28 protein-coding genes and 1 tRNA gene are annotated in these 23142 nt (G+C 62.4%); 16 read left to right on the top strand and 13 right to left on the bottom strand.

Annotated elements, in window-relative coordinates:
- Positions 1-62 precede the first annotated feature (62 nt).
- From HBJ55_RS00715 to HBJ55_RS00705, 3 genes are all read left to right on the top strand, one after another.
- Complete coding sequence (locus tag HBJ55_RS00715) at positions 63-1391, top strand: MATE family efflux transporter (RefSeq protein WP_167110025.1); 1329 nt, start codon at positions 63-65, stop codon at positions 1389-1391.
- A 137-nt stretch (positions 1392-1528) separates the two neighbouring features.
- Positions 1529-3181, top strand: a complete 1653-nt coding sequence (locus HBJ55_RS00710) for a nitrite/sulfite reductase (protein ID WP_167110023.1) — start codon at positions 1529-1531, stop codon at positions 3179-3181.
- Positions 3174-3704, top strand: coding sequence for a DUF934 domain-containing protein (locus HBJ55_RS00705; RefSeq protein ID WP_167110021.1), 531 nt, complete (start codon positions 3174-3176; stop codon positions 3702-3704). Before HBJ55_RS00710 ends, HBJ55_RS00705 begins: the two co-directional genes overlap by 8 nt.
- Before the next feature lie 61 nt (positions 3705-3765).
- Here the strand turns inward: HBJ55_RS00705 and smrA are convergent, their stop codons facing one another.
- Positions 3766-4359, bottom strand: coding sequence for a DNA endonuclease SmrA (gene smrA, locus HBJ55_RS00700; RefSeq protein ID WP_167110019.1), 594 nt, complete (start codon positions 4357-4359; stop codon positions 3766-3768).
- 122 nt (positions 4360-4481) lie between these two features.
- On the opposite strand from smrA, the gene HBJ55_RS00695 reads away from it, so the two are divergent.
- The 5 genes from HBJ55_RS00695 (at position 4482) to pdxH (ending at position 7199) form a co-directional block, all read left to right on the top strand.
- Complete coding sequence (locus HBJ55_RS00695; RefSeq protein WP_167110016.1) at positions 4482-4937, top strand: gamma-glutamylcyclotransferase family protein; 456 nt, start codon at positions 4482-4484, stop codon at positions 4935-4937.
- A 93-nt stretch (positions 4938-5030) separates the two neighbouring features.
- Positions 5031-5387, top strand: coding sequence for an arsenate reductase (glutaredoxin) (gene arsC, locus HBJ55_RS00690; RefSeq protein WP_167110014.1), 357 nt, complete (start codon positions 5031-5033; stop codon positions 5385-5387).
- A gap of 30 nt (positions 5388-5417) precedes the next feature.
- Complete coding sequence (gene wrbA, locus HBJ55_RS00685) at positions 5418-6041, top strand: NAD(P)H:quinone oxidoreductase (RefSeq protein ID WP_167110012.1); 624 nt, start codon at positions 5418-5420, stop codon at positions 6039-6041.
- Complete coding sequence (locus HBJ55_RS00680) at positions 6038-6439, top strand: DUF2069 domain-containing protein (RefSeq protein ID WP_167110010.1); 402 nt, start codon at positions 6038-6040, stop codon at positions 6437-6439. Before wrbA ends, HBJ55_RS00680 begins: the two co-directional genes overlap by 4 nt.
- A gap of 118 nt (positions 6440-6557) precedes the next feature.
- Positions 6558-7199 carry a pyridoxamine 5'-phosphate oxidase gene (gene pdxH / locus HBJ55_RS00675; RefSeq protein ID WP_167110008.1) on the top strand — a complete coding sequence of 214 codons (642 nt, stop codon included), beginning with the start codon at positions 6558-6560 and terminating at the stop codon, positions 7197-7199.
- A 51-nt stretch (positions 7200-7250) separates the two neighbouring features.
- Here the strand turns inward: pdxH and HBJ55_RS00670 are convergent, their stop codons facing one another.
- Positions 7251-9998: a bifunctional acetate--CoA ligase family protein/GNAT family N-acetyltransferase gene (locus HBJ55_RS00670; protein WP_167110006.1), complete on the bottom strand. Its 2748-nt coding sequence runs from the start codon at positions 9996-9998 to the stop codon at positions 7251-7253.
- 108 nt (positions 9999-10106) lie between these two features.
- Here HBJ55_RS00670 and HBJ55_RS00665 point away from each other — a divergent pair, with 108 nt between their 5' ends.
- The 5 genes from HBJ55_RS00665 to HBJ55_RS00645 all read left to right on the top strand — a co-directional run bounded on the left by HBJ55_RS00665 (position 10107) and on the right by HBJ55_RS00645 (position 13896).
- Complete coding sequence (locus HBJ55_RS00665) at positions 10107-11042, top strand: histone deacetylase family protein (RefSeq protein ID WP_167110004.1); 936 nt, start codon at positions 10107-10109, stop codon at positions 11040-11042.
- A gap of 113 nt (positions 11043-11155) precedes the next feature.
- A complete protein-coding gene (locus HBJ55_RS00660) occupies positions 11156-11788 on the top strand; it encodes a helix-turn-helix domain-containing protein (protein ID WP_167110002.1) in 633 nt (210 codons plus the stop codon).
- Positions 11789-11856: 68 nt separating this feature from the next.
- The gene (locus HBJ55_RS00655; RefSeq protein WP_167110000.1) at positions 11857-12177 is read left to right on the top strand and encodes a DUF1244 domain-containing protein; all 321 of its coding nucleotides are present in this window, start codon (positions 11857-11859) and stop codon (positions 12175-12177) included.
- On the top strand, positions 12174-12695 hold the full coding sequence (gene moaB, locus HBJ55_RS00650) for a molybdenum cofactor biosynthesis protein B (RefSeq protein WP_167109998.1): 522 nt from the start codon (positions 12174-12176) through the stop codon (positions 12693-12695). Before HBJ55_RS00655 ends, moaB begins: the two co-directional genes overlap by 4 nt.
- Positions 12688-13896: a molybdopterin molybdotransferase MoeA gene (locus HBJ55_RS00645; protein ID WP_167109996.1), complete on the top strand. Its 1209-nt coding sequence runs from the start codon at positions 12688-12690 to the stop codon at positions 13894-13896. The genes moaB and HBJ55_RS00645 overlap by 8 nt, the downstream gene beginning before the upstream one ends.
- Before the next feature lie 9 nt (positions 13897-13905).
- On the opposite strand, the gene HBJ55_RS00640 is transcribed toward HBJ55_RS00645, so the two are convergent.
- From HBJ55_RS00640 to HBJ55_RS00610, 7 genes are all read right to left on the bottom strand, one after another.
- Positions 13906-14481, bottom strand: coding sequence for an acyl carrier protein phosphodiesterase (locus tag HBJ55_RS00640; protein ID WP_167109994.1), 576 nt, complete (start codon positions 14479-14481; stop codon positions 13906-13908).
- Positions 14482-14491: 10 nt separating this feature from the next.
- The gene (locus tag HBJ55_RS00635; protein ID WP_167109992.1) at positions 14492-14845 is read right to left on the bottom strand and encodes a TusE/DsrC/DsvC family sulfur relay protein; all 354 of its coding nucleotides are present in this window, start codon (positions 14843-14845) and stop codon (positions 14492-14494) included.
- Positions 14845-15135, bottom strand: a complete 291-nt coding sequence (tusB, locus tag HBJ55_RS00630) for a sulfurtransferase complex subunit TusB (protein WP_167109991.1) — start codon at positions 15133-15135, stop codon at positions 14845-14847. The genes HBJ55_RS00635 and tusB overlap by 1 nt, the downstream gene beginning before the upstream one ends.
- A 29-nt stretch (positions 15136-15164) precedes the next feature.
- A complete protein-coding gene (tusC, locus tag HBJ55_RS00625; protein ID WP_167109989.1) occupies positions 15165-15542 on the bottom strand; it encodes a sulfurtransferase complex subunit TusC in 378 nt (125 codons plus the stop codon).
- Between the two features lie 12 nt (positions 15543-15554).
- The gene (gene tusD, locus HBJ55_RS00620; RefSeq protein ID WP_167109987.1) at positions 15555-15947 is read right to left on the bottom strand and encodes a sulfurtransferase complex subunit TusD; all 393 of its coding nucleotides are present in this window, start codon (positions 15945-15947) and stop codon (positions 15555-15557) included.
- A gap of 70 nt (positions 15948-16017) precedes the next feature.
- Complete coding sequence (locus HBJ55_RS00615; protein WP_167109985.1) at positions 16018-16686, bottom strand: Bax inhibitor-1/YccA family protein; 669 nt, start codon at positions 16684-16686, stop codon at positions 16018-16020.
- 110 nt (positions 16687-16796) lie between these two features.
- On the bottom strand, positions 16797-17240 hold the full coding sequence (locus tag HBJ55_RS00610) for an NUDIX hydrolase (protein WP_167109983.1): 444 nt from the start codon (positions 17238-17240) through the stop codon (positions 16797-16799).
- A 76-nt stretch (positions 17241-17316) separates the two neighbouring features.
- Here HBJ55_RS00610 and HBJ55_RS00605 point away from each other — a divergent pair.
- A tRNA-Ser gene (locus HBJ55_RS00605) sits at positions 17317-17406 on the top strand.
- A 213-nt stretch (positions 17407-17619) separates the two neighbouring features.
- Positions 17620-19065 carry a sodium:proton antiporter NhaD gene (gene nhaD / locus HBJ55_RS00600; protein ID WP_167109981.1) on the top strand — a complete coding sequence of 482 codons (1446 nt, stop codon included), beginning with the start codon at positions 17620-17622 and terminating at the stop codon, positions 19063-19065.
- A gap of 60 nt (positions 19066-19125) precedes the next feature.
- On the opposite strand, the gene HBJ55_RS00595 is transcribed toward nhaD, so the two are convergent.
- The 4 genes from HBJ55_RS00595 to HBJ55_RS00585 form a co-directional block, all read right to left on the bottom strand.
- Complete coding sequence (locus HBJ55_RS00595; RefSeq protein ID WP_167109979.1) at positions 19126-19386, bottom strand: hypothetical protein; 261 nt, start codon at positions 19384-19386, stop codon at positions 19126-19128.
- A gap of 130 nt (positions 19387-19516) precedes the next feature.
- Complete coding sequence (locus tag HBJ55_RS22755) at positions 19517-19621, bottom strand: small membrane protein YohP (protein ID WP_479688604.1); 105 nt, start codon at positions 19619-19621, stop codon at positions 19517-19519.
- Positions 19622-19659: 38 nt separating this feature from the next.
- Complete coding sequence (locus tag HBJ55_RS00590) at positions 19660-19866, bottom strand: DUF2795 domain-containing protein (RefSeq protein ID WP_167109977.1); 207 nt, start codon at positions 19864-19866, stop codon at positions 19660-19662.
- Between the two features lie 156 nt (positions 19867-20022).
- Entirely contained in the window at positions 20023-21729 is a 1707-nt protein-coding gene (locus tag HBJ55_RS00585; protein WP_167109975.1) for a potassium/proton antiporter, read from the bottom strand.
- A 141-nt stretch (positions 21730-21870) separates the two neighbouring features.
- On the opposite strand from HBJ55_RS00585, the gene HBJ55_RS00580 reads away from it, so the two are divergent.
- Positions 21871-23139, top strand: coding sequence for an ABC transporter substrate-binding protein (locus HBJ55_RS00580; RefSeq protein WP_167109973.1), 1269 nt, complete (start codon positions 21871-21873; stop codon positions 23137-23139).
- Positions 23140-23142 lie beyond the last annotated feature (3 nt).

The following is a 23142-nucleotide window of genomic DNA, read 5'->3' as shown; positions in this document are numbered from 1 at the left end:
TACCAGCGCCAAGCGCGCCTACGCCTGTGGCGTGGGCGCCTGCCGAAACCAGCGATAGACGGATGCTACCCGACTCGATCCGCCGCCGGCGTATTCTGAGCCTCGCCGTGCCGATCATTGCCGCGATGTTGACCCAGAGTCTGATCAATCTGATCGATGCGGCCCTGGTCGGCTCGCTCGGCGAAGTACCCCTGGCCGGCGTAGGTATCGGCGGCTATGCCATGTTCCTGATTACCGCGCTGGTGTTCGGGCTCTCTTCGGGCGTGCAGGCGCAAACAGCCTGGCGACATGGCGAGCAAGCCTGGCAGCAGCGTGCCCTGCCGCTCAATGCGGGGTTGGTCATTGCGCTGTTGATATCGCTGCCCGTCACCCTGCTCTGCCTGTGGCAGGCGCCACGGCTGATGGAGCTACTCAATCCCGATGTGGAAGTGAATGCCGTGGCAGTGGATTACTTCCGCTGGCGGGTGCTGTCGCTCGTTGCCGTGGCGATGATCTTCTGCTTTCGCGGCTACTGGAACGGCATCGAACAGAGTGGTTTCTACCTGCGCATCATGCTGATGATGCACGTCGTCAACGTGGCGGCCAGCATCGGCCTGATCTTCGGCCACCTGGGTCTGCCGGCCATGGGAGCGGCTGGTGCCGGTGCGGGAACCACCCTTTCGCTGTTCGCGGGCCTCGGGCTCTGGGTACTGCTCAGCTTCCGCCGCGCCGTGCCCAGTGGGTTTCTTACCGGCCTGCCCCAGCGCCCTGCGCTCTTGACCACTCTGCGCCTGGCAGCGCCGCACTCCTTTCAACAGCTCTGGTTCGCCGCAGGTTACGCAGTGCTGTTCTGGATCCTGGGCCGAATCGACACGGCCAGCGTCGCTGTGGGCCACGTGCTGGTGAACCTGTCATTGCTGTTGATATTGCCCGGTGTGGGGCTGGGCATGGCCGCGATGAGTCTAGTGGGCCAATCGCTCGGTCAGCAGGCCCATGGGGAGGCGCACCGCTGGGGTTGGGACGTGGTACGCCTGGCCTGGCTATGCCTGGCCGCACTGGCGTTGCCCCTGGCGGCGTTTCCCGACCAGGTGCTGGGTCTTTTCCTGCATGATCGAGAACTGATAGCCTTGGCTCGCCTTCCGTTGCAGCTCACCGCGGTCATGATCGTACTCGATGCGGCCGCCCTGGTACTGGGCCAGGCCCTGCTTGGCGCCGGCGCCAATCGCACCGTGATGACCACCACGCTGACTCTGCAATGGCTGGTTTTCCTGCCGTTGGCCTGGTGGGTCGGCGTAGTCATGGAGACGGGGCTACTGGGCATCTGGTGGGTACAGCTCGGCTATCGCTGCCTGAATTCACTCTGGTTCGCGATGATCTGGCAGCGCCGCCAGTGGCTGCGGCTACAAGTCTGAGCGGCGCAGAGCCGACTTGACGCTTTATATGCTTTTACGTATAAAAAATATAAATATTTATTCTTTCATAGAATATGCCAGGGGCGTTATGGTGCCCCCTGACGCTTCGCCAATCCCCTAGCAGCAGGACCGGCTGAATGTATCGCTACGACACACATGATCAGACTCTGGTCAATGAACGCGTCGCCCAGTTTCGCGACCAGATGAACCGCTATCTGGCCGGCCGGATCAGCGACGAAGAATTTCTGCCGCTGCGCGTGCAGAACGGGCTCTATGTCCAGCGTTACGCGCCCATGCTGCGCATCGCCATTCCCTACGGCATGCTGGCTTCCTATCAGCTGCGCAAGCTGGGTGACCTGGCGCGCGACTTCGACCGCGGCTACGGGCACTTCACCACCCGTACCAATCTGCAGTTGAACTGGCCGAAGCTGGAAACGGTGCCCGACATGCTGGCCGAGCTTGCCAGCGTGCAGATGCACGCGATCCAGACCAGCGGTAACGACATCCGCAACACCTCTACCGACCAGTTCGCCGGCATTGCCGAGGATGAGGAAGTCGATCCGCGCCCTTGGTGCGAGCTGATTCGTCAGTGGTCGACCTTCCACCCCGAATTCACCTACCTGCCGCGCAAGTTCAAGATTGCGGTGACGGGAGCTGCCGAAGATCGTGCCGCCATCCAGGTTCATGATGTGGGCCTGCGCCTGTGGCGCGACGACCAGGGCGAGGTGCGTGTCAAGGTGCTGGCCGGGGGCGGCCTTGGGCGCACACCGATGATCGGCGAGGTAGTACGCGACGACCTGCCGTGGCAGCACCTGTTGACCTACCTGGAGGCGCTGGTACGCGTCTACAACCAGTTCGGCCGCCGCGACAACAAGTTCAAGGCGCGCATCAAGATCCTGGTCAAGGCGCTGGGCGTCGAAGAGTTCCGTCGCAGGGTCGACGCCGAATGGGCGCACCTCAAGGATGGGCCGCAGACGCTGACTCGCGAAGCGGTCGAGGCGATGCACTCGCACTTCGTCGATCCGGAGCGTCGCGCCGTAAGCGAGGAGTCGATTGCCGACTTCGAGCGCCTGCGCGTCGAGAATCGCGCCTTCGCCCGCTTCGTGACCAATAACGTGCACGGCCACAAGGTGCCGGGCTACAAGGCGGTCACGCTGTCGCTCAAGCGTAGCGGCCACTCCCCGGGCGATTTGACCTGGGAGCAAATGCATCAGGTCGCCGATTTGGCCGACGAATTCAGCCATGGAGAGATCCGCGTCACCCACGAGCAGAACCTGGTGCTGGCCGACGTGGCGGTGGATCGTCTGGAAGAGCTCTGGCAGCGCCTGCAGGAACTCGGCCTGGCCAACCCGACCGTGGGGACCCTGGCCGACCTGATCTGCTGCCCTGGTGGCGACTATTGCGCCCTGGCCAACGCCAAGTCGATTCCGGTCGCTCAGGCCATCCAGGAGCGCTTCGAGGACATCGATTATCTCTACGACTTGGGGCCGCTGGATCTCAACATCTCCGGCTGCATGAACGCCTGCGGCCATCACCATGTCGGCCATATCGGTATTCTCGGCGTCGACAAGAAGGGCGAGGAGTGGTACCAGATCTCGCTCGGCGGTGCCCAGGGCAACGAATCGTCGCTGGGCAAGATCCTGGGCCCCTCGTTCGATCGCGAGAGCGTGCCCGAGGTCATCGACAAGGTGCTGCAGGTCTACGTCGGCGAGCGTGCCGAGGGCGAGACCTTCATCGAGACGTATCGCCGTATCGGCCTCAAGCCTTTCAAGGAGCGGGTATATGCCTGATCAGAACGCCTCCGTACGCCCCTTCATCCGTGGCGGCAAGCCGGCCGAGGACCGCTGGGAGCTGGTTCGAGACGAGGAGGCGGCACTGCCCGACTCCCCTGCCATCGTGCCCCTTTCACGCTGGCAGGCGTCGGAGCGTGGCCATGAACTGGCACCCTGGCTGTCGAGCGACACCGAGCTGACACCGGAACTGGCCGAGGAGCTGTCTGGCGCACCATTGATCGCCATCGACTTCCCCAAGTTCACCGATGGCCGTGGCTATAGCCTGGCGCGGCTGTTACGCGAGCGTTATGGCTACGACGGCGAGATTCGTGCCATTGGCGACGTGCTCGTCGACCAGGTCTTCTTCCTCAGCCGCTGTGGGTTCGACGCCCTGTCGCTGCGCGAGGACCAGTGGCTGGAAGATGCCCTGCAGGCGCTGAATGCCTTCAGCCGTGCCTATCAGCCGGCCGTCGACGTGGCCGAACCTCTGTTTCGCCAGCGCATGCGTGAAGCCTTGGAACGTGAACCGGCCCTGGCTTAGCCTGGGCCTCCGCTCGGTGCTAAAAAAAGCCGGCCACGTGCCGGCTTTTTGCCGTTGCGGATCAGCCGCGCCGCTTCTGCTGGCGCTCGCGGTTGTCCGCCTTCGCCCTTTCGCTCTTGCGCAACATGACCCAGGTCGCGCCCAACCCGCCGTCGGCCTGCTGGGCCGACACGTAAGCCTGTACCTGGTCGAACTGAGCGAGCCATTTGACCAGGTAGGAACGCAGCACGTTGGCTGGGCTGTCGATCTCCGAGCCACGACCATGCACGATCAGCACCGAGCGCAGGTCGTGGGCATAGGCCTCGTGGATGAAAGGCGGCAGCGCTCGCCGGCATTCGGCCAGCGGGCGGCGCAGCAGGTGCAGGCGCGACTGGGCTGCATAACCGCCGTGGCGCAGACGGTCGACGACGCCCTGCTGAATGCCGTCACGACGGAACTCGATAGGGTCGAACGGTGGCAACAACTCGACGAAGTCGTCCGACAGGAAGCTGTCCTGACCGAGATCCGCTTGAGCGCTCTCGCGCCGCGCCAACTGTGCCTCGGTGGGGGGCGAGCGGCGCGAACCTGGATCGGCTCGATTGACGCTCCTGCGCAGCGGCTTCACGTCTCCCATCAATGCCCTGAAGTCCTTATCGTCGTGCGCTGACTGAGTCATGGGCATCCTCCACTGTATCGAGCCTTGCTTTGCATCCTAACAGAGCTTCGAGCCCACGTTGAACCGGACAGCTCTCCCTCTGCCATGGCAGGATAGCTGGCACGAAAACTCAAGGAGTGCGCATGCGCCCTCGCTCTCTCTATGTCGTGATGAGCCTGTTCGCCGCCCTGCTGGCCGTGTTGGGCTGGCTCTGGCTCACCATGCTGAGCCCGTTCACTTATGAGCGTCCTGATCACTTGCCTCACATTGAAAAGGGCGAGCATGTCGTGTTCGTCTATGGCACGTTGCGCCTTGCGCCGATCCGCTGGGTGGTGATGGGGCGCGCTGGAGAAACCGAGCCGGCTTCTATCGAGGGGTTTCGCCGCGAAGGGCTGGACCTGACCGAGGCCTCGGGCGGGCGAGTCGAGGGCGAGGCCATCGTGGTCGATGCCGACGAGCTGAAGCGTCTGGACCGTTACGAGCGCCTGGGAATTCGCTACGAACGCGTGCCCATGCGTCTCGATGATGGCCGCATGGCCTGGGTGTATCGACGCATGAGCGAACTGCAGCGCCCCTCTAGCGCTGGCGCAACCAACTGATCGACACGGACCATTGTGGATGGCTGCGGTTGTGGCCGACACGGCGCCCCTTCTACAATATGGGCCAGCCTTCCAAGGATCGAGGAGTCTCGCATGGCCATTACGCTCTATCACAACCCCCGCTGTTCCAAGTCGCGCCAGGCCTTGGCGTTACTGGAGGAACACGGTGTCGAGGTGGCGGTGCGGCGCTATCTCGACGAACCGCTGAATGAGGAAGAGCTTCGCGACCTGATGGGGCGACTCGACGCCGACGGCGAACGTCTGGTACGCACCCAGGAGCCGGAGTGGCAGGAGGTCGAGGATACCAACCTGCAGGACCAGGAGCAGGTAATCGCGGCCATCGTCCGCCATCCCAAGCTGATGGAGCGGCCCATCGCCGACGACGGTAAGCGCGCCGTGATCGGTCGCCCCCCCGAGGATGTGCTCGCCTTGCTCCACGCGAATGATTGACCGCCTGCCCCATTTCGAGCTGGAGCCATGATGCGCGACTCTCTGCCCTATGTGCTGATCCTGTATTATTCCCGACACGGCGCCACGCGCAGCATGGCCGAGCAATTGGCAGCCGGTGTCGAGTCCTGTCCCGGCATCGAGGCGCGTTTGCGCACCGTGCCGCCGGTCTCGCCCACCTGCGAAGCCGTCGACCCAGAGATCCCTGCCGAGGGGGCTATCTACGCCGACCTCGAGGATTTGCGTCACTGTGCCGGCCTGGCACTGGGCAGCCCGACCCGCTTCGGCAACATGGCCGCGCCACTCAAGCACTACATCGATTCCACCAGCGCCTTGTGGCTCAACGGGGCGCTGGTGGACAAGCCGGCAACGGCTTTCACCTCGACCTCCAGCCTGCATGGTGGACAGGAGACCACGCTGGTTTCCATGCTGCTGCCGCTACTGCATCACGGCATGGTCTATGCCGGTCTGCCCTACAGTGAAACCGATCTGATGACCACCACCGTCGGCGGTACTCCCTACGGTGCGAGCCATGTCGCGGGGCAGCGAAGCGACCAGCCGTTGGCCGATGCCGAGCGCCGTCTGGTGCGCGCGCAGGGCAAGCGCCTGGGGCGTCTGGCGCTGGCGCTCGGCTGCCTGAGAGATGAGGCCTCATGAGGCGCTGGGTCGAGGAACTCGAGTCGCGTCACGGATTGGGCCTGCTCACCGAGCGCAGTCGTCGGCTGGTTCTCGTCAGTTACGTACTGCTGGTGGCCCTGCTGGTCTGGAACGGCCTGGCGATGGAGGCCGGCACCAATCCGCTGACGCCGATCGTCATTCGCACCCTGCCGCTCATACTCTTCCTGCCTTCGATTGTGGGGAAGCGAGCCAGGGGGCATGCCTGGCTGTCCTTCGTCAGTCTGCTGTACTTCGTTCAAGGCGTGATGCTGGCCACGCTGCCAGGCCAAGGGTTGCTGGGCGTTGCCGAGTCCTTGGCAGCTCTGGCGCTATTCACCGGCTGCATGTTCTACGCCCGTTTTCGCAGTCGTCAGGTGAAGATGGGGCACGGAGAGTGAAGCGCGAGGGCATGCCCGCCGAGTACGGATGTCGTAATAAGTGATGCTGGTCAAGCCGCGGGTGTTGTGCTGCTGCCCCTCAGCGGCGACCATGAACAAAAAGGACGAGGAGTACGCCATGACACGCAACATTGCCGACATCCGACGCGACTACGAGGGAGGCAGGCTAGAGGAAGGCATGGTGCCCGCAGAGCCCATGGTGCTGTTCGACGAGTGGCTGACGCTGGCGCTGGATGCCGAGGGCGAAGACGGCAACGTGATGACCCTGGCAACCGTCGACAGCCAAGGCCTGCCCCATGCGCGGATCGTGCTGTTGAAGGGCTACGACGAGCGTGGCCTGGTGTTCTACACCAACTACCACAGCCACAAGGGCAGTGAACTGACCAACGTGCCATATGCCGCGCTGGTGTTCTGGTGGCCTTCCCTGGGGCGCCAAATCCGCGTTGAGGGCCGGGTGGAGCCGGTGAGTGACGAGGAGTCGGATGCCTACTTCAACAGCCGCCCCCGTGCCAGCCAACTGGGCGCCTGGGTCGCGACTCAGAGTGTGGTGATTCCCGACCGCCACTGGATCGAGGAGCGTCAGCACCGCTTCGAGCAAGCCTACGAGGGTCAGGATATCCCGCGGCCCGGGCATTGGGGCGGGTACCGTGTGACCCCCGACATGATCGAGTTCTGGCAGGGGCAGCCGAGCCGGCTTCACGACCGCATCCGCTACGAGTTTCGTGACGAAGCCTGGCGCTCCTTCCGCCTGGCACCCTGACCGGTTGAGCTCGAGCGATAGGAAACCCTGATTAATGCATCGGGGTTTCCGCTAGTCCGGCAAGCTCTCCAACCGATGCCGCTGCCATTCGCTCTGCGGCTCGTTGAGGCGCAGTACTGCATCCACCACCTGCTCCTCCATGTTGTAGCGGCAGCGGAAGCCCAAGTGCTTCATCAGTGCCCGCATGGGGTGGTTGTCGACCATGATCTTGCCGATCATCTCCAGCGTGCCCACGCTCTTGCAGTAGCCGATCATCTTCCTCATCAACAGGCTGCCGAGCCCCTGCCCTGCCATGTCGTCGCGCACGATGATGGAGAACTCGGTGCGGATGTTATCGGGATCGTTCCACACCCGTACCACGCCGAGCATCTCCTTGCTGCCATCCTCTTGCTGGTGTTCGGCGATGAAAGCCATCTGTCGGTCGTAGTTGATATGGGACAGGATCGACAGGTCGCGCTGGCTGAGGTCGGATTTGTTGTGGAAATAGCGAAAGCGAATGCTCTCCTCCGACAGCTGGCTGTGAAAATTGGTGATTAGCGGTGCGTCCTCGGCGCGGATGGGGCGCACCTCGACCCGCATGCCGTTGCTCAAGGTCACCCACTCGCGCAACTCCTCTGGGTACGGCATGATCGCGAAGCGTGCCGGTGAGCCGAGGTCGAGGGCGAAATCCACCGCCAGCATGCCGTCGCGATTGAGCAGCAAGGGGTTCAGCTCCAGCCCGCGCAGCTCGAGCAGGTCCGTGGCCACTTGCGATAGCTTGACCAGTAGCTGGCACAGTCTTTCCAAGTCGCGTTCGGGGTCGCTCGAGTGCTCGCGAATCAACCGTGCGGCGTGGGTGCGACCGACCACATCGGCGGCCAGGGTCATGTTCAGTGGCGGTAGCGCCACTTGACGGTCCGCGAGGATATTGACCTTGTAGCCGCCGATGCCGAACACGATGAGCGGGCCGAACACCGAGTCGCGGGTGATGCCGGCGCAGATCTGCATCGACTGCTTGCCGCGCTGCATGGGCTGCAGGCAGTACTCGCGAATCTTCACCGGAGGAAACTTTTCGTGCACCTTGTCGCCGAGCCGGCTGAGCCCTTGAGCCACCTGACTCGGTTCGTGCAGGTCCTGCAGCAGCCCCGCCGAGATGCGATGCGGGTGCTTGCGGTAGCGGAACGGACGGCAGTTGCCGTCGTGCACTATCTTCAGCGCCCAGGGACCTTCGAGCTCTTCCGCGGCGGCAGCGGCCTCCTCCGGTGTATGCACATAGCGGCTAGGGGCCACGGGTATGCCGTAGGCCTCGAGTACCTGGGCGGCCTCGGAGTGCGACAAGGTCTCGCGCCCTTCGGCCCTGGCCTGTTCGATGAGCGTATGGCAGCGGCTGCGGATGTCTGCGGTGGTACTGAACGGCAAGCTGGGAGGGGTCTCCTGCAGCAGCGCCTGCACGCGCTGGTAGTCGACCATATGCATGAATGCCTTGACCGCTTTTTCCGGTGAGACATAGGTCGGAATACCCGCCATGCTGCATTCGTGGCGCGCATAGAGCGCCCCCTCAAGCCCCATCCAACTGGTCAGCAGGTTGCGCTTGAAGCGCTTACGATTGGCAATGAGTGCCTGGGCAGTGATCTTCGAGGGCGCCAGGCGAGTGGGGGCATGCACTACCAGCACGGCGTCGACGCTGGGGTCCCCCGTGACGATCTCCAGCGCTTCGACGAAGCGCTCCGGCGAGGCGTTTCCGCCCAGGTCCACCGGGTTCTCGCCAGGCTTGCTCATGTCGAACTCACCCTGCCGTAACGCTTGGCGTGTCTCCGCACTGAAGCTCGCCAAGCTTCCTCCGGCGCTGATCAATTTGTCGATGGCCAGCATGGCGGGTCCCAGGCCGTTTGAGACGATGGCCAGGCGGTCGCCCTTGAGCGGTCGCATCTGCGACAGTGTCATCAGCGCATCGAACAGTTCGTCGGAATCGTTGACTCGTACCACACCGGCACGCGAGAAGGCGGCATCGAAGACCACGTCGCGGTTGGCGATGCCCGGGGTCGGTGGCATGTCGGAAAGGTCGGACTGCGGCGTGCGACCGCTCTTGATCGCCAGTACCAGGCGGTGACGAGAGGCGTCGCGCAGGGCGGTCATGAAGTGCTGGGCATCCTGAATGCGCTCCAGATGAAGCAGAATGGCCTGGGTCGGGGCGTACTGGTTGATGTAGTCGATCAGGTCGGGAAGCATGACGTCGACACTGTCTCCCACCGTGATCAGGTGCGAGAAACCGATACCGCGTCCCGCTGCCCAATCGATCATGGCATTACCGAGCATGCCCGACTGCCCCAGGTAGGCGACCTTGCCCGCCTTGACCGGCTGGCTGGAGTAGGAGGCGTTGATGTGTCGTCCCGGTACGATCAGGCCCATGCACTCCGGCCCCAGCACGCGTATGCCCGACTCGCGCGCGGACAGCAGCATGCGCTCGCGGATCGAGCCCTTGTCTCCTTCGGCCTCGTCGAGGTGGGCCCCGCCCGACAGTACCAGTGCCGCCTTGACGCCAATCCGCCCCAGGCGCGAGATCACCTTGGGCAGGGTCGCGGCCGGCGTACAGACGACGGCGAGATCGGGTGTCTCGGGCAGTTCGCTGATCCGTGAGACACAGGCTTGCCCAAAAACCGTCTCGTAGCCTTTGCGATTGACCGCCCACAGCTGCCCGGTAAAGCCGGCTTCCTGCAGGTTGCGAATCACAATGCCGCCGATGGAGTGGGGTTTTTCCGAGGCGCCGATCACGGCGATGGTTCGAGGTTCGAAGAAGTGGCGCAGGAATCGGGTGCTCAAGACGTCACCTCACCAAAGTTGTATATGCCTCCTTGTGTACGACTTATTGACACTGTTGTGCAAGGGCCTGCGCGCATTAAGGTGACTTCAGTCACTCTGGAGTTCCATATGATCACAGCGTTCATCTCGCACCCCGATTGTGACCTTCACCATATGGGCCCCGAGCACCCCGAAAGCCCCCTGAGACTCGAAGCCATACGCGCCCGTCTGGCCCTGAGCGGGTTGCTGCAGCAGACCATGCAATCGGAAGCCCGCCCTGCCAGCGAGGAGGAGCTTGGCCGCGTGCATCCCCTGCGCCACCTGCGTGCGCTCGACAAGTGCGTTCCCCAGTCGGGCATCGTGACGCTGGACAGCGATACCATGATGAATCCCGACAGCCTGGATGCCGCCCGCGTGGCGGCGGGCGCAGTGATCCGAGGCGTCGACCAGGTCTATCGCGGCCAGGCCGACAATGTATTCTGCGCCGTTCGCCCGCCCGGGCATCATGCCGAAGCTACCGACGCCATGGGCTTCTGCTTCTACAACAACGTCGCTGTCGGCGCGGCGCATGCACGAACACGCTACGGGGCGCGACGTATTGCCATCCTCGACTTCGATGTGCATCAGTGCAACGGCACCATCGATATCTTCAAGGACGATCCGGACATACTGATCTGCTCCAGCTTCCAGTTCCCCTTCTACCCCTGGCGCTATCTGCGCAGCGAGTGGCAGAACGTGATCAATACACCGCTGGAGGCCGGTACCGGTAGCGCCGCCTTCCGTCGTGCGATCGAGAACGACTGGCTGCCGGCGCTGCACGCCTTCAAGCCCGAGCTGGTATTGGTTTCGGCCGGCTTTGATGCGCATCGTGAGGATCCTCTGGCCGAGCTATGCCTGGAGGACGAAGATTATTACTGGATCACCCGGCTGGCCTTGGATATCGCCGCGCTGTATGCCGACAATCGCCTGGTATCGGTGCTAGAAGGCGGCTACGACTTGGACTCCCTGGGGCGCAGTGCCGAGGCGCACGTCAAGGCGCTGCTCGGCCTGCCCTTCGAGGCTTGAACCAGCACTGAGCTGTGTCGGGAACACGCACAACGGTGGCGCCTCCCGGCCGGTGCGCGAGGTACTTCTGTGGTACGCTTCAGGAAACTCTGTTTCCTATAGTGAACTTCTCAATGCCCACCAACACCGACCAGCAGGCCGCGCTGCGTATCGCCTCGGGACGCAAACCATTCGTCGAACCGTTGCGTCTCGGCGAACGGCTCAAGGAAATCCGCCTGGCCAACCAGTGGACGCTGGAGGACGTCAGCCAGCGTACCGGCCTGGCCCGATCCACGCTCTCCAAGATCGAGAACGATCAGATCTCGCCGACGTTCACCGCGGTGCAGAAACTGATCAATGGCCTGGACATCGACCTGCCCCAGTTGCTCACACCGCCCAAGGTGCAGCCGCGCACTATGGGTCGCCGTGACCTGACCCGCCAGGGCGAGGGGCAGCGCCACCCGACGCCGACCTACGAGCACGAGCTACTCAGCTGCGAACTGGCCCAGAAGCGCATGATTCCCTTCAAGACCATCGTGCGGGCGCGCAGCTTCGACGAGTTCAGTGAATGGGTACGCCATGACGGCGAGGAGTTCCTGATGGTGCTGGAAGGCGAAATCCATCTCTATACCGAGTTCTACGAGCCACTGCAGCTATCGCGTGGCGACAGCATCTATTTCGACAGCGACATGGGCCACGCCCTGGTGTCGGTGAGCGATGAAGACGCCGTGGTACTCTCGGTCTGCACGCGTGGCGATACGGCCTGACCGGCGGGGGCGTCAGGCCCGGTGCCATTTTTTGTTATCCTGAGGCGACTCAACCAGGAGCCAACGACATGCAGCATCTCGACGACGCCACACGCACCCAGCTCGAGGCCGCCGCCTTCCGTCGCCTGCTTCAGCATCTGGATGCCAACAAGGATGTGCAGAACATCGACCTGATGATTCTTGCCGATTTCTGTCGCAACTGTCTTTCCAAGTGGCTGGTGGCCGCTGCCGACGAGCGAGGGGCAGAACTCGACTACGAGGCCGCGCGCGAATACGTCTATGGCATGCCTTACCCGGAGTGGAAGGAGAAATACCAGCAGGAGGCCACGCCGGAGCAGCAGGCCGCCTTCGAGGCACGGCAGGCACGCAGGCGGGAGTCGCAATCATGAGCGAAGCGATGATTCCGCTCAATATCGCGGTGCTGACCATTTCCGACACGCGGGATTTCAACAGCGACCGTAGCGGCGCCCTGCTCGCCGAGCGTCTCAGCGAGGCGGGGCATCAACTGGCCGAGCGGCGCATCGTCATCGATGACGTGTACCGCATTCGCGCCACGGTTTCCGAATGGATCGCCGATCCTGACATCCAGGTGATCCTGACCACCGGCGGTACCGGGTTCACCGGCCGGGATTCCACTCCGGAAGCGGTGTCGGTGCTGCTGGACAAGCGCATCGAAGGCTTTGGCGAGCAGTTCCGCCAGCTCTCCTGGCAAGAGGTCGGCAGCTCGACCATCCAGAGCCGCTGTCTCGGTGGCCTGGCCAATGCCACCGTCGTGTTCTGCCTCCCGGGTTCGAGCGGCGCCTGCCGCACGGCATGGGACGGCCTGCTCGCCGAGCAGCTCGACAGCCGGCACAAGCCGTGCAACTTTGCCAACCTGGTCATCCCCGAGCGAGGCCAGCATGTCTGAACTGCAGTCCATCGAGGCGGCCCTTGCCGCCCTGCTGAAGGATGTCACCCCGGTGCAAGCGGAAAACCTGCCCTGCGAGAAGGCCGGGCGGCGTGTTCTGGCTGACGAGGTCATCGCACGGCTCGACGTGCCGCCGTTCGACAACAGCGCGATGGACGGTTATGCGCTGCATCATGACGATGCCGGCAAGCGCCTGCCGATCGCCCAGCGTATCGCTGCGGGAATACAAGCGCAGCCCCTCGCCAGAGGTACCTGTGCACGAATCTTTACCGGCGCCCCGTTGCCACCCGGCGCTGACTGCGTAGTGATGCAGGAGAAAGTCGAAGTCATCGATGACGAGGCTTCGTTACCGTCGCAGGTGCCGGAGAGCAACAACGTACGCCATCGTGGTAGCGACGTGACGGCCGGCGGTGTGCTGCTCGAACGCGGGCAACGCCTGGATGCCGCAGCTCTGGGGCACTTGGCGAGCCAGGGTATCGTCGAGGTGTCGGTGCGCCGACGGCCGCGGGTCGCCCTGCTCACCAGCGGTGACGAGATCGTCGAGCCGGGCCAGCCGCTGGCTGCGGGGCAGATCTACAACAGCAACCGGCCCATGCTGCGAGATCTGCTGGAGAGGTTCGGTGCCGAGATCGCCTTCATCGCCACGATGCCCGACGACGCCGATGGCACCCGGGCCATGCTGGCGCTCGCTGCTGAGCAGGTCGACGTGGTGGTGACGACTGGTGGGGTCAGCGTGGGGGAAGAAGACCATGTCAAGGCGGCCATCGAGGCGATCGGCCGACTCGACCTGTGGCGCCTGGCGCTCAAGCCCGGCAAGCCCTTGGCATTGGGGCGACTTTCGGCCAGCGACGGGCGAGAAGTCCGCTTCGTCGGCCTGCCTGGCAATCCCGTTTCCAGCTTCGTTGCCGCCTGGCTCTTCCTGCGCCCGCTGATGGGCGCCCTGCTCGCCTGCCCGAGCCTGGCCAGCATGCCGACGCTGCCTGCGAGGGCTGCCTTCTCCACTCGAACCGGGCCTCGGCGGCACTATATGCGCGTCCAACTGAACATGGAACCGGGTGGTATCACGGCCCACGCCTTTCCCGACCAAGGTTCCGGCGTGCTCTCCTCTTGTGTGAATGCCGATGCACTGGCGGCGATTCCGGCGGATTCCCATATCAAGGAAGGAGATTCGATCAACTGCCTCTGGCTCAGAGTCGACTGAACGGCTGAGTCATCGATCGAGGGGGAGGACTTCGAGTTCGTCGGCAACCGCCGGCCACAATTGCTGGAAGTCCCGCTCGAGACCGTCATAATCCTCTTTCAGCCACGGCACCAAGGCCGCCAAGCGATTCGGCCCGGATAGGCGCTGGCCTATGCCGCGCACTGCATCGCAGGTGAAGTCGAAATCGGCATAGCGATGCAGCCAGTCCTGGGCGACCAGCGCCGGTACCATGCGTTCCAGACGAGCCGGAGCGGGATGGCGACCAAGTACCCGGTAGCTGCGTAGTACCAGATGGGATTCGTGCCTGTCGAGTGCGAGCTCCCGTGCCACGAAGTGATCCCATACCAGGTCGAGGGCGATGCCGGCGTAGCGGCGATACGCTTCGGGCGCACGCCTACGTGCCGCCAGTACCGCAGGATGGACATCGACGTAGGCATCGACCCGGCGATGATGTCGAATGCCGCTGGCGACCTCCTCGGACCACGCCGACAAGTCGCTGCCCTTCACCCCGTCGGCAATCAGGTTGCCATAGAGGAAGTCATCGCTACCGCCGCGGGCAAGCCAGGCATGGGCCAGAAAGTTCATGTCGCGGCCATCAGAGACAATTGGCGGGCTTCGGCAACCCGGCAAGGCGAGCCGCCACCTTGGCGGGACTGTCGGGAAAGAGTTTCATCAGGTGGACGGAACGGCCCTTCTCCTGCCCCAGTGCCTGGCCCACTGCCTTGACCAGCGGTCGCATGGCCGGTGACGCCTGGTAGCGCGAGTAGAAGTCGCGGATCACTTCGATCACCTCCCAGTGCTCCTCAGACAGCACGCGCCCCTCCTCGGCGGCGAGAGCTTCGGCCACGGCTGGCGTCCAGGCCGCGAGGTCGATGAGGTAGCCCTCGGGGTCGAGCGCAACATGCTGACTGTCGACGTTCAGGTAACGATCGATCTCGGTGGAAGCCATCAGAACCAGCTCACTGTCTTGTCGGCCTCTTCGGTCAGGGTGACGAAGCCATCCACGTCGACGACCTGAACGCTGGCGTCGCACTGGCCCAGGAGCCCCCGCGCGTTCAGATCTTCGCGCAGGGCGAAAAGACGCCCGTCTATGGCCTGGAAGTGGCGAACCTGCGCCGTCATGGCCCCCAGCACGCCATCTTCGATCAGCAGCAGTCGATCCTCACTTCCCATGGCAACGAGAGCATCGCGGTAGGCCAGGCTCGAACTGGGCGGTCGATTGAGAATATGCAGGATCATGGGCGTCCTCGCGGAGGCATCGTAGCCATTCAGAATGTCAGGACCAGCCGATGCCCGGCGATCAGTTGCGGGATCGAACTGGCATCGACCCCCGCGGCAGGGAGCAGCAGGTCCTGCTGGGTGAGCCCGAATCGCTCGAGCGCCTCCAGATCGAAGTGCAGCGACTCGATATCATACATCTCCAGCATGTCCAGGGTGGCCGCGGTACCCTTCTGTCCCAAGGGGCCACTCTGCTGCCCTCTGGCCAGGGCCAGCACGCCATCGCTTTGGAACAGCAGCGTCACCGACTGCCCGAAAGCCGCAGCTACCAACGCGGCATCGAGACCCTCGCGCAGCCAACTGCTGCCATGCGGCACTTGGCGCAGGATAACCAATAGATCGCCGGTGACAGGTAGGTGTGATCGCATCGCTCGTTCTCCTCAGGGGGCGAAGGTCACCAGGCGGTCGACCGCTCGTCCCAGGTCGATCAGTTGACCGAGCCCCGTGAGCTCGAAGGGAGATTCGACGCTATGACCTGCCTTGCCATGACGGTCGGCTTCCCGTGCGTCGAGCAGTCCACGGCGCAGCGCGGCAGCAATGCAGACCTGCAATCGGGTGCCATGTTCGGCATTGAGCGAGCACCAAGCATCGTACAGGTGGGGTTCGTCCTGAGGCGGTGCGACAAGGCGTGCCGCATTGTAGACACCATCATGATAGAAGAAGACACTCTCCAGTCGGTGCCCTTTCGCGATCAGTGCCGCGGCAAAGCGCAGTGCGGAATGGGACGCCTGGCTGCTGTAGGGCGCTCCCTCGACGAGTAGACCATAGCGCATGGCGGTTCCTGCCCTCTCAAACACGCAGGCCCCGCATCGGCGGGGCCTGGCGGTACCTGACCTGTTGGTTTCAGTCGCTGCTCATGATACCGAGCAGCGACAGCAGGCTGATGAAGAGGTTATAGATCGAGACGTACAGCGTGATGGTGGCGAGGATGTAGTTGGTCTCACCGGCACGGTGCACGATCTCACTGGTCTGGAAGAGGATGGCGGCCGAAGCGAACAGCACGAAACCTGCCGATACCATCAACATCAGGGTGGGGATCTGGAACACCAGACCTGCCACCATGGCAAGGATCAGCACGATGGCGCCTGCCATCAGGAAGTTGCCAAGGAAACTGAAATCCTTCTTGGAAATCAGCGCCACGGCGGAGAGACCGATGAAGGTCAGCCCGGTCATGGCGAGCGCGTTCATGATCAGCGCAGCGCCGTTGGGTAGAGCGAGGTAGGCGCTGAGGATCGGGCCGAGCGTGAAGCCCATGAAGCCGGTGAAGGCGAAGGTGGCCAACAGGCCGGTTGCCGAATTGGCGGTTTTGTGGACCAGGAACATCAAGCCGTATGCGCCGATGAAGAACACGAAGATGTTCATTCGCTCGACGCCCATGGCCATGGCGGCACCCGCTGTGACGGCGGAGAACAGCAGTGTCATCGCCAGTAGCGCATAGGTATTGCGCAGTACCTTGTTGGCACTGACGGCCTGGGACGATTGCTGGGCCACGTGTGTTTCGTGATAGGCCATTGATCCAGAGCTCCCTGTGATTGATCTTGGTTTGATCTCTGCAGTTGACCAAGGATGCCGTCGGTTGGTTCCCGGCGCAAGTCCTTAGTTCTACAAGACTCAACGAACCTTCATCGCCTCTTGGTGTCGGCAAGCAGATTGGTGGCAATGCGCCTTGCGCTGGCGCAGAGGCTTGCTTCGCTGCTTACCTGAGTGGCATCGAGCCAGTGGATCTGGTTGGCATCGTCCCCGGCGACCGCGGCGCCTCCGACCCAGCGGCAGGTCACTACGACAATGACGAAGTGGCTAAGCAGACAGCCCTGGTCGTCATGCTGGAACTGATCGATGGCAGTCAGTACTCGCTCTGAATCGGCAATGATGCCGGTCTCCTCGTGCAGCTCCCGCAAAGCAGCTTCCAGCAGCGGCTCGCCGGGTTCCACCCGCCCACCCGGAAGCGCGAGCATGCCGGCATTGGGCGGGTTGCGTCGCTGTACCATGAGCACTCTTCCCTGGTGCACCACGGCCGCGGCCACGGCTGGGGTCGGCCTCACTTCCGGGTTTACATGGCTCGACATACGCACTCCTTGGCAGTACCTGGCTACCAGCCCTTGACCTCATGAGCATAACTGGTAATATTCGCCCCCGTGAGCCGGAGGGATGGCAGAGCGGTTGAATGCACCGGTCTTGAAAACCGGCGTAGGTGAGAGCCTACCCAGGGTTCGAATCCCTGTCCCTCCGCCACCCTGCTTTCTTGAAAACCCTTGCTGCGGCAAGGGTTTTTTATTGACCAAAGTCTAGCTACCAGCCTACCTCATACCCCTTCTGGCTAGCTGTTGCACCGCAACAGGGCATGATAAAATTCAGCCGCTTTTTTTCACCTCTCCCTGAAAACCTTAACAAACAGGACTACCATCCATGCCAACCGGCTGTTGTTCAAAACCCAGGCTACGGAAAATGCTCCGTTGGCCGAGTGCTCTATTGCTCGTTTTCGGCATCCTGCTGTTCAGCCCCGCCGCGCTGGCGGTGACAGGCAGTATGGATCTGACTAACTCGACCGTGGGCTACATAGCCGTGGCTATCTTCGTACTCGCCTATATGCTGGTCATGGGCGAGGAAAAGTTGCACATGCGCAAGTCCAAGCCGGTATTGGTGGCCGCTGGCTTGATCTGGTTCATGATCGGCTGGGTCTACGTACAGTCCGGCATGCCCAACGAAGCCGAGCACGCCTTTCGCGAGACGCTGCTCGAATTCGCCGAGCTGATGCTGTTCCTGCTGGTCGCGATGACCTACATCAACGCCATGGACGAGCGCCGCGTCTTCGATGCGCTGCGCTCCTGGATGATTCGCAAGGGATTCAGCTACAAGCAGTTGTTCTGGCTGACCGGTGGCCTTGCCTTCGTGATCTCGCCGATCGCCGACAACCTCACCACCGCCATGCTGATGTGCGCCGTAGTCACCAAGGTGGCGGAAGGCGACAGGCGCTTCATCAACCTGGCCTGTATCAATATCGTCGTAGCAGCCAATGCCGGCGGTGCATTCAGTCCTTTTGGTGACATTACCACCCTGATGGTCTGGCAGGCCGGCATCGTACAGTTCTACGAGTTTTTCACTCTACTGGTACCCTCGCTGGTGAATTTCCTGATTCCCGCCATTTTGATGACTTTCTTCATCAACAACCGCAAGCCGGAAGGTGTCTATGAAGACGTCTGGCTCAAGCGCGGTGCGCGGCGCATCGTCCTGTTGTTCCTGCTTACCATTACTACCGCCGTGGCCTGTCATACCCTGCTGCACCTGCCGCCGGTGCTCGGCATGATGACTGGGCTTGGCTATCTGCAGTTCTTCGGTTACTTCCTGCGCATGACCTTGCCGCGCTCGTTGGAGAAGAAGCGAATCCGCTACACCCAGCGTGGCGACGAGCGCAAGCTGCGGCAATTGGGTAGTGTGGTGCCCTTCGATGTCTTCAATCGCGTGGCCCGCTCCGAGTGGGATACCCTGCTGTTCTTCTACGGTGTTGTGGTTGCCGTCGGCGGCCTGGGTTTCCTGGGGTACCTAGGCATGTTGTCCGAGGCCCTCTATGTCGGTTGGGATGCTACCTGGGCCAATATCGCGCTGGGCGTGGTTTCCGCCGTGGTCGACAACATTCCCGTGATGTTTGCCGTACTGACCATGGAACCCGAGATGTCGCACGGACACTGGCTCCTGATCACACTCACTGCGGGCGTAGGCGGCAGTCTGCTGTCGATCGGCTCGGCCGCGGGCGTCGCGCTGATGGGCCAGGCGCGCGGCAACTATACCTTCCTTGGGCACCTGCGTTGGGCGCCGGTCATCGCGCTGGGTTATGCCGCCAGCGTTGCCGCTCACCTATGGATTAACGCAGGAAGCTTTGCCATCTCCGGCTGATGGGCTTCGGTTTGCATCCCTTTGGCGCCCGGCTTCGGCCGGGTGCACTTCTTTGTGGCGTCATCTGCCCATCATCATGATGCTGGCTGGCGCAAAGAAGATCACATAGCCGATGAACAGTCCTACAATTACACCTTGCTGACTGTGTATTCGTCCCAGCAATGCGCCGATAAAGGCCAGCGCCGTCGGTACCAGCATGCCGCCAAAGGCCAAGAAGATGTCATGATTGGCTGCGGGGGGCCAACGCAGGATCATGAATAGAAAAGTGCCAACCACGTGCCCCGCCAGTAGAACGAGCCACTGTCGACGCGTAAACAACATCGCAAGCTCCAGTTATGTGTTCTGCTACCGTATTTACATACTAGCGAAAGGAAGCCTGGTCTTGCGAAGGCAGGAGGGAAAGGCCTCTCCTGTAGAGACGGGGCAGCCACGCTGCCCCGAACAGGACCGCTCAAAAGATGAGCATCAGCAGGCCGATGACGACGGCCAAACCGATGAGAAAGATGATCCCGACGGTACTTGCCAGAAACTTGAGCATGTCAAGACGCTCCTTCATTACCGATGTTTCCTACCTCGAGAGGTAGAAGTGAAAGCCTACTCGACTTCGCCGACTCCCTTGGTCACATCGGCCATGCTCTCGTACTTCTGATTGGGTAATTGCCGAATGACTTCCATGACCTCCTCTTCCGCCCCATTGGCCTGAGCCTGCGCCACGAGGTCGTCGCGCCCTGCGGGAAAATCTACCCCTTGAAGATGATGCGTGATATTGGCAGGTGAGCGTCCTCCGAGTCCTCGCGTCATGAGTACCTCCGTCAAATCCTGTTGAGCGTGATGGTACTGAAGAAGGTAGCTGCCACCTTTGCGGGCGACAAGCGAGGCGGCAGGCATATTGCCCGACCTGACCATAAGCGAACGCTGCGACACCGATCGTTGCAACGAATTGCCTCGCGTTTTGGGCTAATAGAGGCGTAGGCCGACTCGTGTGACGCGATTGCCGTCCATTTCGCTGATGACCCAATGAATGCCATGCCAGTCGATATCGTCCCCTACCACTGGGTGCCCGCCAACTCGCAGCGAGACGAATTCGGCGAGCGTCATATCGCTCTCTCCGGGGCTGAGCGTCAAGCCGTAAACGCTAGCGATATCCTTCATCAGGGCGTCGCCATCAAAGGTGAATGTGCCGAAGAAGGCGCGTTCCCGCTTGAGCTTGGCATCGCCACTGAACAGTCGATTGAGTGCCGGCAGGTCTCCACTGCGTCCGATGACGCAAATCACGTCGCCCGGCTTGAGCCGGGTACTGCCCTTGGGATGCAGCATGGCGTGCTGGCGGAAAAGCGCCGAGATCACGGCTCCGGAAGGAAAGCGCAGCAGGCGAATTGGAACGTCGTCGAGGTCCTGATTATCCACGTTGTAGACGAACATCTCGTAATCGTTTTCGGGCAGGATTCCCAGCGGTCCCCGATGGTTCGGGGTGACCCCCACGGGGATTTCCACCTTCGTCCAGCGTGCCATCAAAGGCAAGGTTCCGCCCTGGATCAGCAGGGACAGCAACACCACGGCAAAGGCGACGTTGAAATAGAGCGCGGCATTCTCCACTCCGCCGATGACCGGAAAGATAGCGAGCACGATGGGGACCGCACCGCGTAACCCCACCCAGGAAAGAAAGCCGATCTCACGCCAGCGAAAGCGGAAAAAGGGCTTCACCGTGATCAGCACTGCCAGAGGACGTGCAACGAAGATCAAGACCAGCGCCACCAGTGAGGCTGGCAGGGCGAATTCGAGCAGCCCGGACGGGTTGACCAGCAGTCCCAGTATCAGGAACAGGCCGATCTGGCTCAGCCAAGCCAGGCCGTCGTGGACGGGAAGAATGAAATTGAGGTGCCGGCCCGGCTGGTTGCCGATCATCAGCCCGGTCAGATAGATCGCCAGGAAGCCGCTTCCTCCAAGAAAACTGGTCATGCCGAAGACGCAGAATCCCAAGCCCAGAGCCAGCAGTGAATAGAGTCCGGGAGCCAGATCAAGCCAGCGCAGCAGCTTGGCGCTCAGCCAGCCGCCGCCTAGGCCGATCAGCGTGGCGAGACCGAATTGCAATGCCATGAACATCAGGGTCTCGAGGGGCCCGCGAATGTCGCCGACCAGTAGCTCGACCAGTAGCAGGGTCAGAAAGATCGCCATGGGATCGTTGGTACCGGATTCGATCTCGAGTGTGGCGCTGACACGCTCGTTCAGATGTACGCCACGCCCGCTGAGCATCGAGAACACCGCTGCGGCATCCGTCGAACCGACGATGGCGCCGACCAGCAGACCCTGTACCAAGGTAAGGTCGAAAACCCACATGGCGAACAGCCCCACTACGCCACTCGTGACGAACACGCCCAGCGTGGCCAGTGACAGGGCGGGCTTGAAGCCGACGCGGAAGGTCTTGAGCCGGGTCCTCAGGCCGCCGTCTAGCAGGATCATGGCCAGCGCAAGATGGCCAATCAAAAAAGCCAGCGAGTAGTCGTCGAACTGGATGCCCAGTATCCCCTCTTCGCCTGCCAGCATCCCCAGGCCCAGGAAGATCAGCAGGAGGGGCAGTCCCACCATCGAAGAGATACGGCTGGCCACGACGCTGAGGGCGATCAGAAAACCGGAAAGCAGGAAAAGGGTATTGATGGTGTCCATGCATGACCTCGAGCTGGAATGGCTCCATTATGCCACGGGTGCCCGGGGGCGAGCAGGCAGCACCGCGGCTAGCCATGGCTGGCACGACAACGATAAACTAACTGCTTACGGAACCTTACGTTTTCCCTGGAGATCCCATCCATGGCCAAGCCCTACCGAAGCTGCATGGCTCGCGCCTTGGCTGGAACGATTTCAATACTGGCGCTGGCGCTTTCCCTGCAGCTCGTGGCTGAAACCGCCAGGGACAGCGTACCGCTCCCCGCGCCTCCGCTGCAGCTCGAACCTATCGTCAAGGTGCCTCCCTTACTGCTGCGGGACACCGAGACCTTGGCGCCAAGCGAAGCCACGCCGATCATCGAGGTGCCACCGGCAATCGAGGTCTCGGGAGGCCTCGATCACCAGCCGCTGAACGAGCCTCACATTGAGCCAGAGCATCAAGCAGAGCCGGCGCTGGATGTGCCCTCGGTGGTGAGCGAACCTGCCGAGCCCATCGTGCCGCCGCCCATGACCCGTCTGACCGTCACCCTCGACTGGTATCTCAACCCTCAGCATGCCTCCTTGCTGGTGGCACGCGAAAAAGGCATGTTCGCGCGCCGTGGCCTGGACGTAGCGCTGGCAATACCGGCGGATCCCAGCGTGCCTGCCAAGCTGCTGGCTGCTGGACGCACCGACCTGGCGCTCGGACGCCAGCCTCAACTCCACTTGCTGGCCGCTAAAGGGGTGCCGCTGGTACGCGTGGCCACTTTGGTAGCGGCTCCCGTTTCGGGCCTGGTGATGAACACCAGCCTGGAGGGCGAATCCCGCGAGCCCCCTCTCGAGGGGCTGCGCATCGGTTTCACCGATGTCGACGGGCGCGATGTGCTGCTGGCGGGAATGCTCAAGGAACTATTGGGCGTGACCAATGGCCTGGAACTGGTTGGGCTCGTGGACGTTGGCTACTCGGCCCTCGATGTCATGCGGGAACAGCGAATCGATGGAATGGTGGTGAACCATCGCTACCTGCTCCCCCGACAACTGGCCGATGAGGGCGTGACGACGAGAGTGCTGCCGAGCGAAGCAAATGGACTGCCCGTCCATGATGGATTGATCCTGATGGCCAATCGAGACCAGCTCAATGGCAAGCGTGATGCCGTACGCAGGCTGGTATCGGCCTTGGAAGAGGCCGCCCTTTGGATCGTCAACCATCCGCAGGAGGCCTGGCAGCTGCTGGAGAGGGCCGAACCTGCACTTGCTGATCACACCAGCCAAGATGCCTGGGCGGACATTTTCCCGCGCCTGGCTCTGCAGCCTGCGGCCGTGGACCGTGGCCGCTATCTGCGCTTCGAACAGTATCTTCTCGATGCGGGCGTCATTGAGGCCATTACGCCGCTTGAGCTGCTCGCCATCGACATCGGTACGGCTGCCCCCTGATGT

This window comes from Billgrantia bachuensis (assembly GCF_011742165.1).
GTDB classification, from domain to species: domain Bacteria; phylum Pseudomonadota; class Gammaproteobacteria; order Pseudomonadales; family Halomonadaceae; genus Halomonas; species Halomonas bachuensis.
The sequence above is the reverse complement of the archived record's forward strand: the minus strand, read 5'-3'. Positions and strand labels throughout refer to the sequence as shown.

Bases quoted from the DNA above. Each gene is read 5' to 3' on its own strand.
- HBJ55_RS00710 (WP_167110023.1), top strand. From the start codon at position 1,529: ATGTATCGCTACGACACACATGATCAGACTCTGGTCAATGAACGCGTC.
- HBJ55_RS00680 (WP_167110010.1), top strand. From the start codon at position 6,038: ATGAGGCGCTGGGTCGAGGAACTCGAGTCGCGTCACGGATTGGGCCTG.
- tusC (WP_167109989.1), bottom strand. From the start codon at position 15,542: ATGCGATCACACCTACCTGTCACCGGCGATCTATTGGTTATCCTGCGC.
- HBJ55_RS00635 (WP_167109992.1), bottom strand. From the start codon at position 14,845: ATGGCTTCCACCGAGATCGATCGTTACCTGAACGTCGACAGTCAGCAT.
- nhaD (WP_167109981.1), top strand. From the start codon at position 17,620: ATGCTCCGTTGGCCGAGTGCTCTATTGCTCGTTTTCGGCATCCTGCTG.
- HBJ55_RS00705 (WP_167110021.1), top strand. From the start codon at position 3,174: ATGCCTGATCAGAACGCCTCCGTACGCCCCTTCATCCGTGGCGGCAAG.
- HBJ55_RS00655 (WP_167110000.1), top strand. From the start codon at position 11,857: ATGCAGCATCTCGACGACGCCACACGCACCCAGCTCGAGGCCGCCGCC.
- arsC (WP_167110014.1), top strand. From the start codon at position 5,031: ATGGCCATTACGCTCTATCACAACCCCCGCTGTTCCAAGTCGCGCCAG.
- HBJ55_RS00585 (WP_167109975.1), bottom strand. From the start codon at position 21,729: ATGGACACCATCAATACCCTTTTCCTGCTTTCCGGTTTTCTGATCGCC.
- moaB (WP_167109998.1), top strand. From the start codon at position 12,174: ATGAGCGAAGCGATGATTCCGCTCAATATCGCGGTGCTGACCATTTCC.
- HBJ55_RS00665 (WP_167110004.1), top strand. From the start codon at position 10,107: ATGATCACAGCGTTCATCTCGCACCCCGATTGTGACCTTCACCATATG.
- tusB (WP_167109991.1), bottom strand. From the start codon at position 15,135: ATGATCCTGCATATTCTCAATCGACCGCCCAGTTCGAGCCTGGCCTAC.
- HBJ55_RS00640 (WP_167109994.1), bottom strand. From the start codon at position 14,481: ATGAACTTTCTGGCCCATGCCTGGCTTGCCCGCGGCGGTAGCGATGAC.
- HBJ55_RS00695 (WP_167110016.1), top strand. From the start codon at position 4,482: ATGCGCCCTCGCTCTCTCTATGTCGTGATGAGCCTGTTCGCCGCCCTG.
- HBJ55_RS00580 (WP_167109973.1), top strand. From the start codon at position 21,871: ATGGCCAAGCCCTACCGAAGCTGCATGGCTCGCGCCTTGGCTGGAACG.
- smrA (WP_167110019.1), bottom strand. From the start codon at position 4,359: ATGACTCAGTCAGCGCACGACGATAAGGACTTCAGGGCATTGATGGGA.
- HBJ55_RS00645 (WP_167109996.1), top strand. From the start codon at position 12,688: ATGTCTGAACTGCAGTCCATCGAGGCGGCCCTTGCCGCCCTGCTGAAG.
- wrbA (WP_167110012.1), top strand. From the start codon at position 5,418: ATGCGCGACTCTCTGCCCTATGTGCTGATCCTGTATTATTCCCGACAC.
- HBJ55_RS00715 (WP_167110025.1), top strand. From the start codon at position 63: ATGCTACCCGACTCGATCCGCCGCCGGCGTATTCTGAGCCTCGCCGTG.
- HBJ55_RS00660 (WP_167110002.1), top strand. From the start codon at position 11,156: ATGCCCACCAACACCGACCAGCAGGCCGCGCTGCGTATCGCCTCGGGA.
- pdxH (WP_167110008.1), top strand. From the start codon at position 6,558: ATGACACGCAACATTGCCGACATCCGACGCGACTACGAGGGAGGCAGG.
- HBJ55_RS00595 (WP_167109979.1), bottom strand. From the start codon at position 19,386: ATGTTGTTTACGCGTCGACAGTGGCTCGTTCTACTGGCGGGGCACGTG.
- HBJ55_RS22755 (WP_479688604.1), bottom strand. From the start codon at position 19,621: ATGAAGGAGCGTCTTGACATGCTCAAGTTTCTGGCAAGTACCGTCGGG.
- HBJ55_RS00610 (WP_167109983.1), bottom strand. From the start codon at position 17,240: ATGTCGAGCCATGTAAACCCGGAAGTGAGGCCGACCCCAGCCGTGGCC.
- tusD (WP_167109987.1), bottom strand. From the start codon at position 15,947: ATGCGCTATGGTCTACTCGTCGAGGGAGCGCCCTACAGCAGCCAGGCG.
- HBJ55_RS00615 (WP_167109985.1), bottom strand. From the start codon at position 16,686: ATGGCCTATCACGAAACACACGTGGCCCAGCAATCGTCCCAGGCCGTC.
- HBJ55_RS00590 (WP_167109977.1), bottom strand. From the start codon at position 19,866: ATGACGCGAGGACTCGGAGGACGCTCACCTGCCAATATCACGCATCAT.